Annotated in this window: 11 protein-coding genes and 1 pseudogene; 3 read left to right on the forward strand and 9 right to left on the reverse strand. The window is 73.2% G+C overall.

From position 1 onward, the window contains the following. Nucleotides 1-2: 2 nt before the first annotated feature. From Sdia_RS19065 to Sdia_RS19095, 7 genes and pseudogenes are all read right to left on the reverse strand, one after another. Nucleotides 3-1,183, reverse strand: a pseudogene (locus Sdia_RS19065) (cytochrome P450 family protein); the annotation flags it as partial. A gap of 252 nt (nucleotides 1,184-1,435) precedes the next feature. Beyond that, a complete protein-coding gene (locus tag Sdia_RS19070) occupies nucleotides 1,436-2,158 on the reverse strand; it encodes a chitinase (protein ID WP_100454016.1) in 723 nt (240 codons plus the stop codon). Nucleotides 2,159-2,423: 265 nt separating this feature from the next. Continuing rightward, on the reverse strand, nucleotides 2,424-2,939 hold the full coding sequence (locus Sdia_RS19075; RefSeq protein WP_100454014.1) for a lytic polysaccharide monooxygenase auxiliary activity family 9 protein: 516 nt from the start codon (nucleotides 2,937-2,939) through the stop codon (nucleotides 2,424-2,426). Between the two features lie 325 nt (nucleotides 2,940-3,264). Continuing rightward, a complete protein-coding gene (locus Sdia_RS19080) occupies nucleotides 3,265-3,963 on the reverse strand; it encodes a D-Ala-D-Ala carboxypeptidase family metallohydrolase (RefSeq protein WP_100454411.1) in 699 nt (232 codons plus the stop codon). A 210-nt stretch (nucleotides 3,964-4,173) separates the two neighbouring features. Beyond that, nucleotides 4,174-5,469, reverse strand: coding sequence for a cation:proton antiporter (locus Sdia_RS19085; RefSeq protein ID WP_189500221.1), 1,296 nt, complete (start codon nucleotides 5,467-5,469; stop codon nucleotides 4,174-4,176). A 6-nt stretch (nucleotides 5,470-5,475) separates the two neighbouring features. Continuing rightward, nucleotides 5,476-5,958 (reverse strand): cation:proton antiporter regulatory subunit, encoded by a 483-nt coding sequence (locus tag Sdia_RS19090; protein WP_100454012.1) that lies wholly within the window; start codon nucleotides 5,956-5,958, stop codon nucleotides 5,476-5,478. A 724-nt stretch (nucleotides 5,959-6,682) separates the two neighbouring features. Continuing rightward, nucleotides 6,683-6,973: a DUF3040 domain-containing protein gene (locus tag Sdia_RS19095; protein ID WP_164380343.1), complete on the reverse strand. Its 291-nt coding sequence runs from the start codon at nucleotides 6,971-6,973 to the stop codon at nucleotides 6,683-6,685. Between the two features lie 514 nt (nucleotides 6,974-7,487). On the opposite strand from Sdia_RS19095, the gene Sdia_RS19100 reads away from it, so the two are divergent. From Sdia_RS19100 to Sdia_RS19110, 3 genes are all read left to right on the forward strand, one after another. Further along, complete coding sequence (locus Sdia_RS19100; RefSeq protein WP_100454409.1) at nucleotides 7,488-8,507, forward strand: HAMP domain-containing sensor histidine kinase; 1,020 nt, start codon at nucleotides 7,488-7,490, stop codon at nucleotides 8,505-8,507. Between the two features lie 20 nt (nucleotides 8,508-8,527). Beyond that, nucleotides 8,528-9,187, forward strand: coding sequence for a response regulator (locus Sdia_RS19105; protein ID WP_008409348.1), 660 nt, complete (start codon nucleotides 8,528-8,530; stop codon nucleotides 9,185-9,187). A gap of 94 nt (nucleotides 9,188-9,281) precedes the next feature. Continuing rightward, the gene (locus tag Sdia_RS19110; protein WP_100454007.1) at nucleotides 9,282-10,637 is read left to right on the forward strand and encodes a radical SAM protein; all 1,356 of its coding nucleotides are present in this window, start codon (nucleotides 9,282-9,284) and stop codon (nucleotides 10,635-10,637) included. A gap of 271 nt (nucleotides 10,638-10,908) precedes the next feature. Here the strand turns inward: Sdia_RS19110 and Sdia_RS19115 are convergent, their stop codons facing one another. Both Sdia_RS19115 and Sdia_RS19120 read right to left on the reverse strand, forming a co-directional pair. Then, entirely contained in the window at nucleotides 10,909-11,742 is an 834-nt protein-coding gene (locus tag Sdia_RS19115) for a cytochrome c oxidase assembly protein (RefSeq protein ID WP_189500220.1), read from the reverse strand. Next, nucleotides 11,742-12,302 carry a DUF2243 domain-containing protein gene (locus tag Sdia_RS19120; protein WP_189500219.1) on the reverse strand — a complete coding sequence of 187 codons (561 nt, stop codon included), beginning with the start codon at nucleotides 12,300-12,302 and terminating at the stop codon, nucleotides 11,742-11,744. The genes Sdia_RS19115 and Sdia_RS19120 overlap by 1 nt, the downstream gene beginning before the upstream one ends. Between the last annotated feature and the right edge of the window lie 2 nt (nucleotides 12,303-12,304).

The raw sequence follows: 12,304 nt of genomic DNA on the forward strand, positions 1-12,304 counted from the left end.
TGCAGGCGGACGGGAAGGCGCCGGACGCTGCCGCCGACGCACCCGGCGATCGGCGGCAGCGTCTCCTCCGGCTCGGCCAGGGCCGGCCCGGGGAACCGGCCGAGGAGGCGTTCCGGCGTGACGGTCGCCTCCAGCCGGACCGGCGGCGCGCCGAGGCAGGAGTGCGGGCCGAGCCCGAGCGAGAGGTGCCGGGGCCCGGTCCGGGTGAAGCGAAGCGGTCGGCGTCCGGCGCGTGCGTGGCGGGGTCCCGGCCCGCGGTGGAGTACCCGGCGAGCACCGGCGTACCCGAGGCCTCACCCTCTACTTGAGGCTGAGGCCCCGGGTGGCGTAGCGGAAGGGGAAGGCGCTGACGGGGCTGTCCCGGCGCAGGAGCTCCTCGACGGCCTGGCCCCAGGTGGCATGCCCGCGCAGGACGAGGCGAGCTGGTCCCGGCGGGAGCACAGGGCGCGGACGGCGTTGGTGACGAGGTGGAGGGTGGTCCCGAGCCTGGCGACCACCAGGAGAAACAGGGGACCGAGCAGTTCGGCGGGTGCGAGCCGTCCGCCGCCCTCGTCGCGTGCGGTGGTCAACGCGCTGGTGAGGTCGCCACCGGGAGCGGCGGCCCGGGTTTCGGCGACCTCGCCGAGCAGCACGAGCAGGGCGCGGTGCGCGCTGAGGGTCTCCCCGGGGTCGGCGCCGGTGGCGACCACACGTTCCGACAGGGCGGACAGGCGGTCGTGGTGGGCCGGGTCGACACCGAGGAGTTCGCCGATGACCGCCATCGGCAGGGGCAGCGCGAACAGACGCCGCGGGTCGGCGGCCCTCCGCCACCGCCTCTGCCTCGTCGAGCAGGGAGTCGGCCGGCGCGACGATGCGCGGGCGCGGCGCCTCGACTCGGGACAGAGTGAAGGCGGCGGCGACCGGCACGCGCAGCCGGCGGCGACCGGGGTCGTCCGCGGTGGTCACACCGGGCACGGTGGCGAAGGTCCGCAGCGGCCGGCCGTCGGGGAGGCGCCCCTCGCGCAGGTCGGTGAAGCGGCCGGACCGTTGGCCACGTCAGGACGGGCGAGGAAGGCCCCGCGCATTCTCGTGTCCGAGAAGGGCCACACCCGCGATCTCCCCCGGCGGCACGACCCGCGCCACCAGCCCCCCGGGCGAGCAGCGCGGCGTTGTCCGCGTGCGGACACCCTCCGCCGGGTCTCATCCGGTGCACCTCGTCAGCCGGGGCCCGGTCCCTGCGCGGATGTGGGTCCACCGGCCAGCGGGGCCTCTCGTCCGGCGGGGCGCCGTCCGGACCGGCCGCGGGTGTGTCCCGCGGCGGACGGTGGAGGCGGCCCCGCGCCACGCGCCCGCCCGGCCACGTCAGCCGGTCCGGCGGCCCCGAGGGGGCGCACGGCGGCCCGCCCGGCGCCGAGCGGGAACCGGGCGGGCCGTGACGGTGCGTCACCGCGGACGGTCAGCAGCTGAGGTTGGCGCCGGGCTCGACGCCGAGGACGTCGGTGAAGCTCTCGTAGAGGTCGATACGGCTCTGGACCTGGCCGGGATTTCCGCCGTTGCATTCGATGCTGCCGTTGATCGCGCGAATGGTCTCACCGAATCCGGCACCGTTCACGATGGCGTCGTGCGGGGTCATGCTGCCCGCTCCGGACTGCGTGTTCCAGAACCAGAGGCCGGTTTTCCAGGCGACGGCGGAGTCATTCTGCACGAGGTCGGGATTGTTGAGCAGATCGATTCCGAGGTCGTCACCCGCGGCCTTGTAGTTGTAGTTCCAGCTGAGCTGGACCGGTCCGCGTCCGTAGTACTTGTCGTTGCCCGCGGGGCAGCCGAAGGGCTGGGTGCTGTCGCAGTAGTGCGGGTAGTTCGCCTCGTTCTGCTCGACGACGTGGACGAGGCCGCCCGTCTCGTGGCTGACGTTGGCGAGGAAGGCGGCGGCCTCCTGCTTGCGCGTGGTGTCGCTGCCGGAGTTGGTGAAGCCCGGGTAGGCGCTGAGCGCGTCGGTGAGGCCGGAGTAGGTGTAGAAGGAGTTCCGGTTCGGGAACATCGACTCGAACTGCGCCTCGCTGACGATGAAGTCGTCGGCGGCGCGCGGCTCGGCCTGCGCGGTGGGCGAGAGGGCGAGCGCGGAGAGGGCCAGCGCGGAGGTGGCCGCGGTCAGCAGCCCGATCAGGCGGGTACGCATGGGGTCGCTCCTTGGTCCGGCCGCCGCCGCACCATCGGCGGCGGCCCGGGGGCACGTGGGGGAAGGAGAGCCCGCGACGGCGAGGAGGTGCCGGGCGGGCCGGGGGGGGGTACGCCGTAGGGCGTACGGGCCGGTCAGGTGGCGCGGGGCTGCCCCACCGCGGCGGCCGGCTCGTCTCCGGCCGCCACGTACGCCCATGGGGTCCCCGTCCCGGGGAGTCCCGGCCGCCGGTCGTCAGGGCACGGTGCGGCCGGGGTCGGTCACGTCAGCTGACGTTGACGTCGATGCAGGCGTAGAAGGCGTTGCTGGTGTCGGCGACGTTCCACACCGCGAGCACCTTCTGCTGGCCCTTCAGCCCGCCGAAGTCGACCTGGTGGGTGACGGTCTCGCCAGGCTTGGCGCCGCCGTCGTCGAACTCGGCGATCTTCTGGCCGCCCGCGTAGTACTCCCAGGTGGACGTGGCGTGCTGGGCCGTCAGCTTCCACTGGAAGGAGGTGGAGGAGGAGACCGGAGTCACGGCCCACCCCTTGGAGTCGTCGTCCAGCTCGGAGAAGCGGGAGTTGCCGCCACTGCACGAGCTGAGCCCCTTGGGGCCTTCCACCGACTGGGGCTCGTAGGTGATGTCGCCGCAGCTGACCGTACCGGCGGCGCACTGGGCCTGGCGGCTCGGCGGGTCGGAGATGTAGCCGTGGGCGCTGGCCGTCGAGGCCGGCAGGCTGAGCGCGAGGGCGGGTGCGACGATCGCGCCGACGAATGCGGCGCGCTTCTTGAGACCACGCATGCAGAAACTCCTTCACTTCGTCCGGTTCGACGCGCCTGATTCGTGGGGGAATCCCTGGCGTGCTTCTCCGGCGACGGGTGTGGGGACCTGGAAGTGCAAGGCCGGCGGGAATTCCCCCATCTCGCAGGCAGGCGGCAACGGGCCCCCGCCGTAAGGGAATTCTCACTTGGACTAGACCATACAGGCCGTCACGTACGCGTCAAGAGTGATGCGGAACATGCGCCTCTGCTTCCCTCCGGTCGCCGGGTGCGCCGAGAACGCCACGGGCCCGCTCCTCCGCCACCCGGGGAGGGCGGACGGAAGGCGGGCCCGCGCGGGGCGTCGGTCAGATGCCGCAGGTGGGGGCGGACCAGTGGCGCGAGGCGCGGTGGTCCACGTGGGTGTGGTCGTTGTGGCCCGGGTAGCCGGGGCCGAGGATGCCCCGGAAGCCGTGGTTGCGGGCCTGCTTGGCGAGGGTGCACAGCGAGTGCGGGCCGGCGCCGAGGTCGGCGGAGTCGCCGTAGAGGTGGCGGCTGTTGGTGGCACCGCCGACGGCGGAGTTGCAGGACTTGGAGCGGAATCCGCTGGTGACCCGGATCGGCTTGTCACCGAGGGCGTGGCGCAGCGCCTCCAGCTTCCACATGGTGCGCAGGGCGTTGGACTTCGCGGTGGCCGCGCCGACCGCCCCGCCCGACCAGGTGCTGTTGCACTTGTTCAGCTCGGCGTACGTGAAGTGGACCGGGGTGCAGTCGTTGTCCTGGAGCGCGTAGATCTTGTTGTACGTGGCGGGGCCGGCGACGCCGTCCGAGGCCAGGCCGTAGGCGGACTGGAACCGCTTGAGGGCCGCCTTGGTGGCCGGCCCGAAGGAGCCGTCGACGGCGAGGACGGCTCCCTGGCCCGGGTAGCCGCCGAGGCGGATCTGGAGCTGGGTGACGTCCGCCCCGCTCGCCCCCTCGCGGAGCGTCCGCGACCAGGTGTAGCAGCCGTCGGCCTGAGCGGGTCCGGCCGCGACGACCGCCGTACCGGCCATGAATGCCATGACCATGACACATCTGAGCAGAGTCTTGAGGATGCGCGACACCGGGGTCCTCCCGTGGCTGGGCGAAAGTTGGCACGAGCGTGACGGCACCGGGGCGATCCGTCAACGCGTGAGAGGCCCACCGCCAGGCCCATCGCGGACCCACTCGCGAACGCCGCGGGCCCGGCCTGCGCGTGGCAGGCCGGGCCCGGGAGGCGGCGTCGCGCGCCGGGGGGGTCAGCCACTGGTGCGGGCGGCGTCCTGAGCGGCCTCGGAGGCGGCGTCCAGAGGGGCGGCCGTCTCGGCGCCGGCCCCGCCGCCGTCGGACACGTCCCGCACGGCCGCACCGGCGGGCGCCGCCGGGAGCGGGGCGCCCGGCTTGCGGGCGGGCGAGAGGCGGCGGGCGATCGGCTCGGTCCAGCGGGCGGCGAGCGGGCCGACGATGACCAGGATCAGCACGTAGGCGGTGGCGAGCGGGCCGATGCGCGGCTCGACGCCGACGGCGAGACCGGCGATGACGATGGAGAACTCGCCCCGGGCGACCAGGGTGCCGCCCGCGCGCCAGCGGCCGGCGGGCTTGATGCCCGCCCGGCGGGCGGCGTAGTAGCCGGTGCCGATCTTGCTCAAGGTGGTGACGACGGCCAGGATCAGGGCGGGCACGATGACCGGCGGGATCGCGGCCGGGTCGGTGCTCAGGCCGAAGAAGACGAAGAAGACGGCGGCGAACAGGTCGCGCAGCGGAGTGAGGAGGCTGCTGGCGCCCTCGGCCACCTCGCCGGAGAGGGCGATGCCGACGAGGAAGGCGCCGACGGCGGCGGAGACCTGGAGTTCCTGGGCGATGCCGGCGACGAGCAGGGTCAGGCCGAGCACGACGAGGAGCAGCATCTCGGCGTTGTCCGAGGAGACCGCGCGGCTGATCAGGCGGCCGTGCCGCAGGGCGACGTAGAGGACGGCGCCGACCGTGCCGAGCGAGATGAGCAGGGTGATGCTGCCGCCCGCGAAGCTGACGCCGGCCAGGAGGGCGGTGAGGATGGGCAGGTAGACCGCCATCGCCAGGTCCTCGATGACCAGGACGCCGAGGATCACCGGCGTCTCGCGGTTACCGAGCCTGCCGAGGTCGCCCAGGACCTTGGCGATGACGCCGGAGGAGGAGATCCAGGTGACGCCGGCCAGGGCGACGGCGGCGACGGGCCCCCAGCCGAGCAGCAGCGCGGCGGCCGCGCCGGGCAGCGCGTTGAGGGCGAAGTCGACCGCACCGGACGGGTACTGCGTCTTGAGGTTGGTGACCAGCTCCGAGGCGCTGTACTCCAGGCCGAGCAGGAGCAGGAGCAGGATCACCCCGATCTCCGCCCCCGTGGCGACGAACTCCTCGCTGGCCTGGAGCGGGAGGATCCCCCCTTGGCCGAAGGCGAGTCCGGCCAGGAGGTAGAGGGGGATCGGAGAGAAGCCCACCCGCCCCGCGAGGCGTCCGAGAATCCCGAGAGCGAGGATGATCGCCCCGAGTTCGATGAGCATGGCTGTGGTGTTGTGCACGGGCTTCTATCCTCCGGTGATCAGTTCGGCGACGGCGTCCACGCCTTCGCGCGTTCCGACGACGACGAGGCTGTCGCCGATCGCGAAGCGGAAGTCGGGGGTCGGCGAGGGCACGGCGGCGGTGCGGCGCAGCACGGCGACGATGGAGGCACCGGTGCGGGTGCGGGCCTGGGTGTCGCCGAGGGTGCGGCCTGCGTACGGAGAGCGCTTGGTGACGGGGATGTGCTCGGTGACCAGGTCGATCTCCCTGTGCTGGAGGTGGGCGACGGGGTCGGGGGTGAGCAGCGGGACGAGTGCGGCCGCCTCGTGGGGTTCGAGCGGGGCGGCGTCACGGCAGTTGTCGTCGTCCTCGGGGTCGTGGAAGGCGAGGATGCGGCGGCCGTCGTGGTGGACGACGACGGAGAGGTGGCGGCCCGCCTCCGTCTCCAGGTCGTAGCGGGTACCGACGCCGGGCAGGGCGGTGCGGCTGGTGTGGGCGGTGGGCTCCATGGCGGGCTCCAGATGAGGCGCGGGTGACGGATGGCGGAAACCGCCGGGCGCGTCCGGGCAGGAGGGCACGACGGCGTTTCCGAAGGGGATTGTGTATCACCCGCGGTGGTCAGAACACGTCAGCCCCGAACAGCTCGGAACATGTCCGTATCCGGGGGACTCGGTGTACCGGCGGTGCACCAGGTCAGGGGCGACGCCGCGTCAATAACCGGAACGGCGCGCCGGGTCGCCGCAAGGATCCGGGACGCTGTCGCGCGGCGCGTTGTCCACCCGGTGCGACCTGGGAGGACACGGGGCCGACAGGGCGCCTGCGGCGGGCAGCGGCGCGAGGCGGTGACTGGCGCACCTCATGGTTCCCCCTCGCCGTGCCGTGGAACAGGGCCGTCATTCTCCCAGAAAGGGCCCTTGTGAAATGAGCAATTGCCTGCTCAACGGAGCGCAATGACTCGGTAAAGGATTGTAGCGCAGGGAAAAATGCACAAAGAGAATAAATGCGAATAAAGAGGGAGAAATACGGCGTGAAATTGCCGCGAGTGGGGCAGCCGCCCGGGCGGGCGCACGGCCCGTCTCCCCACCGTCCGCCGGCGCCCGGCAGGCGCCCCGGACCGGCACCGCGGCGCGCTCACCGGCCCCCTCCCCCGGCCCGGCGGCCAGGGCGCCCCGGGCCCGGTTCCCGCCGTGCGCCCCTTTCCGCGAAGAAGCCGGCTCAGTCGCCGTGCGTCGGTCAGCGCGAGCTGAAGAGGCCGCGCGGGCGCGGACGGTCGGGATCGAAAAGGTGCACCGCGATCCCGGCCACGACGAGCCCCGTGGCGAGCAGCAGGCCGTGCCCGACCCCGATGCCGACGCCGAGGGCGGTCAGCCCCGCCAGGAGCAGCAGCCAGGCGCGGCCCCGGCGGTACTCGCGGGGCGGGCGCGGCTCTCCGGCGTCCATCGCCTCACTGAAGCGGGGGTCCTGGGCGTGCAGGTGATCCTCGAGCGCGCGCAGTCGCGCGTCCTGGGCCATGTCGTGTGCCATCGGCTGCTCCTCCCCGCCTCGTGCCGGCCCGCCGCTGCCCGGCGTGCGCCCGGCGCCGTCCGGACCGGCCCTGACGGCACCTGCCCGCGCCGTCCGCTTCCCGTCGCTGACGCGCCCGGCCCCGTGCGCCGTCACTCGCACGTCCGGCGTTGCCGTCGGGTGGGCCCGTCACCGCTCTCACGGACCGGCGTCGGCGCCTCGCCGGTCGTCCCACGACTGGCAGTTGCCGCTCCGTATTCCACGATCGTCGGCCGAGGTCCGCGAGGCCATCGGGCCTGGCACCCAAATCGGTGGCTCCGCAACGTGCAGGCCGCGCGGGCGGAGCCCCCGGGGCATGGGTGCCGTCACCCATCGGACTGCGGTGAAGGCCCTCCGGCCTCACGCGCACCGGCGGTACGGCGGCACGTCGGGGGCCCGTGGCCCGGACGGGGCGGCGACGGGCGATAGTGGGGGCACGAACCGGAAAGGTGCGAGCGACGTGACGCATGACAGGAATGAGGGCCGCCAGCCGGCCCTGTCGTTGTTCTGGCGGATCTTCCTGCTGAACGCGGCGGTGCTGGTGGCGGCGGCAGCGCTGTTGCTGCTGGGGCCGATCACCGTCTCCACCCCGGTGCTGCTGACCGAGGCGTTGATCCTCACCGGAGGGATCGCCTTCATGCTCACCGCCAACGCGGCGATGCTGCGGATCGGCCTGGCGCCGTTGCAGCGGGTGACGCGGGCGATGACCACGATCGACCTGTTGCGGCCCGTGCCCCGTACCGAGGTGGTGGGGCACGGCGAGATCGCCGATCTCATCCGCACCTTCAACACCATGCTCGACCGGCTCGAGGCGGAACGCGCGGCCTCCAGCGCCCGCGCCCTCTCCGCGCAGGAGGACGAGCGGCGCCGCATCGCGCAGGAGCTCCACGACGAGGTCGGCCAGACCCTGACCGCCGTCCTGCTGGAGCTGAAGCGGGTCTCCGACCAGGCACCGGCGCCGGTCCGCGACGAGCTGCGCACGGTCCAGGAGATCACCCGGGGCAGCCTGGACGAGATCCGGCGCATCGCCCGCCGCCTGCGGCCGGGGGTCCTGGAGGAGCTGGGCCTGGTCAGCGCGCTCAAGTCGCTGACCACCGAGACGCCCACGCCGGACGGACTGGCCGTCCGACACCACCTGGAGCCCGACCTGCCGCAGCTCGGGCAGGAGGCCGAGCTGGTGGTCTACCGGGTCGCCCAGGAGGCGTGCACCAACACCGTGCGGCACGCCGCCGCCTCCCGGCTGGAGCTGCGGCTCGCCGGGACCTGGCGCGGGGTGGAACTGCGCATCCGCGACGACGGCCGGGGCGTGGGTGACAGCCCGGAGGGCGCGGGACTGCGCGGGATGCGCGAGCGCGCCCTGCTGATCGGTGCGGAGCTGCAGGTCGGCCGTCCGCCGGGCGGCGGGACCGAGATCCGGCTGACCGTGCCCACCGGCCGGCCCGCGTCCGCCGAGCCGGACCGTACGACCGCCCCCGCGGCTGCCGCCGCCGACCCGACCCCCGCCCGCCCCGACTGAAGCGACGGAAACACCTGATCATGTCCGAGTCACCGAAGACCCGCATCCTGCTCGCCGACGACCACGCGCTGGTCCGCCGCGGGGTGCGGCTGATCCTCGACAGCGAGCCCGACCTGACCGTGGTGGGTGAGGCCGGGGACGGAGCCGAGGCGATCGAGCTCGCCCGCGCCGAACAGCCGGACCTCGCCATCCTGGACATCGCCATGCCCCGGCTGACCGGGCTCCAGGCGGCCCGCGAGCTGACCCGCCTCCAGCCGCAGCTGCGCATCCTGATCCTCACCATGTACGACAACGAGCAGTACTTCTTCGAGGCGCTGAAGGCGGGCGCGGCGGGGTACGTGCTGAAGTCGGTGGCCGACCGGGACCTGGTGGAGGCGTGCCGCGCGGCCATGCGCGACGAGCCGTTCCTCTACCCCGGGGCGATCACCGCGCTGATCCGCAACTACCTGGAGCGGGCCAAGGACGGCGGGGAGCTGCCGCCGAAGGCCATCACCGACCGTGAGGAGGAGATCCTGAAACTCGTCGCCGAGGGCCACTCGTCCAAGGAGATCGCCGACATGCTCGTGATCAGCGTGAAGACGGTCGAACGCCACCGCGCCAACCTGCTGCACAAGCTGGGCCTGCGCGACCGGCTGGAGCTGACCCGGTACGCGATCAGAGCCGGCCTCATCGAACCCTGACCCGGCCCGCCCAGAGGCGATACGTCCGCATTACCGTGGGTCCGGGCGGCCGCCCCGCCGCCGCCCGGACCGTACGACCCCGAGGAGCACCCGCATGACGAGCCCGACCGAGACCCGACGCACCGAGCTGGTCGAGCAGCTCATGGAGCGGTACCCGCACGTGCCACGGGAAGCGGTCATCAAGGAGGACCTGCTGCGCGGCGGCATGGCCTTCGACCCGTCCGCGCTCAGCGACAACGAGGGCGGCGAGGTGAAGCCGAAGTCGTACTTCATCTTCTCCTTCGACCACGGCACCCTCCCCGAGCTGGGCGAGGCCGCGCTGCGGCGCCCCCCGGAGGAGATCGTCCTCACCGGCGGCCCGTACGAACTGCGGCGCACCGTCGTCTCGGTCCGCGTCAACCCGTCCTCGCCGTACCGGGTGGCGGCGGACGCGGACGGCGTGCTCGGCCTGTACCTGGACGGGCGGCGGATCGCCGACGTCGGCCTGCCGCCGATGCCGGACTACTACCGGCACACGCTGGCCAACGGCAAGTCGGTGATGGAGGTGGCGCCCACCATCCAGTGGGGCTACCTGATCTACCTGACGGTCTTCCGGGTCTGCCAGTACTTCGGCGCGAAGGAGGAGTGCCAGTACTGCGACATCAACCACAACTGGCGCCAGCACAAGGCGGCCGGCCGCCCCTACACCGGGGTCAAGCCGGTCGAGGAGGTGCTGGAGGCGCTGGAGATCATCGACAAGTACGACACGGCGGGCGCCTCGACGGCGTACACGCTCACCGGTGGTTCGATCACCTCACAGGTCCAGGGGAAGGACGAGGCGGACTTCTACGGGCAGTACGCCAAGGCCATCGAGGACCGCTTCCCCGGCCGCTGGATCGGCAAGGTCGTCGCACAGGCCCTGCCCCGCGAGGACGTGCAGCGCTTCTACGACTACGGCGTGCGGATCTACCACCCCAACTACGAGGTGTGGGACCGCCGGCTCTTCGAGCTGTACTGCCCCGGCAAGGAGCGCTACGTCGGCCGCGACGAGTGGCACCGCCGCATCCTTGAGTCGGCGGAGGTCTTCGGCGCGCGCAACGTCATCCCCAACTTCGTCGCGGGGGTGGAGATGGCCGAGCCGTTCGGCTTCACCGACGTCTCCGAGGCGATCGACTCGACCACCGAGGGGCTGCGGTACTTCATGTCGCGCGGCATCACCCCGCGCTTCACCACCTGGTGCCCCGAACCCACCACCCCGCTGGGCAAGGCACAGCCGCTGGGCGCGCCGCTGGAGTACCACATCCGGCTGCTCGACTCCTACCGCTCGACGATGGAGGAGTTCGGCCTCTCCTCCCCGCCCGGATACGGTCCGGCCGGTGCGGGCCGGGCGGTCTTCTCGGTCAGCTCCTTCATGGACAGCCTGCGCCCCGGCTCCGAGGCACCCGAGCCGACGTCGGGCCGCAAGGGCTGACTGCCCGCCAGGCCCTCCGGCCGGTACGTGGCCAGGCCCCGCCCGGCACGGCCGGCCGCCGGGCAGGAACCGCCGCCGTCCGCCGCCCCGCCGCCGGCCGGGTGCGGTGCGGCGGTGCCGACACCGGGGCGGCCGCCTCCCCGGACGGCGGCACGGCCTTGCCGGCGGGGACGGTTCCACCGTCCCCGTTCCGCTCCGAGGAGGGCCCGGTCAGGCAGGTACGCGTGCGGGTGCCCCGCCGGGCGCCGGGGCTCGCCGCTCCGAGGCAGCCTCAGACGACCACGGGCGCTTGCCGGGCGGCTGCTCCCCGTCGGTCCCCGCGGCCGCGCTCCGGGCGCCAGGTGGTGACCAGGGCGGCGGCGAGCAGGAGTTCGGCGATGTCGCCGCCGTAGTACATGATCTCCGCGCCGCCCCGCACCTGGTCGGCCGGCGCGTGGACGTCCACCCAGAAGCCGCCGTACATCAACTGGGAGATCACCGCGTGCGCCGTGACGGCCACGCCGAGGCAGACCAGCCGCACGGGTACGGCGGGCCGGGCGGGAGCCGGGTCGGGGCCCGCGATGACGTAGGCGAACAGGCAGCCCGACAGCAGGAAGTGGGCGTGCAGCAGCCAGTGTGCCGCCGGGTGGCCCAGGGTGGCGTTGTAGAGCGGGGTGAAGTAGAGGACCGCGAGGCTGCCCGAGGAGAGCAGGAGCGCCACCGCGGGATGGGCGACCACCCGGGCGGGCGGGCTGTGCAGGACGGCGGTCAGCTGCCGTGCCCGGGCCGCGGGCAGGGTGCGCAGCAGGAGCGTGACGGGCGCGGCCAGGACCAGCGCGAGCGGCGCGTACATGCCGATCAGCATGTGCTGGGCCATGTGGCCGCGGAAGTCCTCGTGGGCGAAGACGGCCACGGGCGGCAGCAGGGCGACGCCGAGCAGGGCGGTCCCCGTCAGGAAGCCGGCGGTCCGCCGGCGGCTCCAGCCGAGGGCCGCGTTGCGGTGGCGCGCCCGGCGGGCCAGCAGCAGGTAGCCGGCAGCGGCCGCGAGCAGGACGAGGCCGGGCAGCAGCCACTCCGCGAGGCCGCTCTCCGTGCCGTCCGCGTGCGCGGGCGTGTCGTGGTGCATCAGGCGCGCCGGTCCGCGGGGTCGGCCGGGGTCCCCGGGCCGAGGGGCCGGGCCCCACGCTGGATCAGGTGGCCGCCGACGACCAGCAGGGCGCCCAGGACGAGGAAGCCGATGTCCCACCAGAGCTGCTGGTCCCCGGCGTGGACGTGGTGGATACCGAGGATGTGGTGGTCCAGGACGCCCTCGACCAGGTTGAACAGGCCCCAGCCGACCAGGACCCACCCCCACAGCTTGCGTGAGGCCCAGACGCGACGGCGACGGTGGGTGACACGGGCGTGGAGGAGAGCCAGGCCGAGCAGGACCGAGAGCCAGCAGACCGTGTGGAAGATCCCGTCCCACACGGTGTTCATCTCCAGCCCGGAGACGGTGTCCGGGTTGTAGAACTTGACGCCGATGTTGTCCGTGTCGGTGCTGGAGAGCATGTGGTGCCACTGCAGCAACTGGTGCAGGAGGATGCCGTCGACGAAGCCGCCGAGCCCCACACCGAGCAGGAGGCCCGGCAACCGGATGCTCACCGGTGGTGCCGCTGCCGCCCGGGGCTCGCCCGTCGTGGTGGCCATCA

It is taken from the genome of Streptomyces diastaticus subsp. diastaticus, from assembly GCF_011170125.1.
Classification (GTDB): Bacteria; Actinomycetota; Actinomycetes; order Streptomycetales; family Streptomycetaceae; genus Streptomyces; species Streptomyces diastaticus.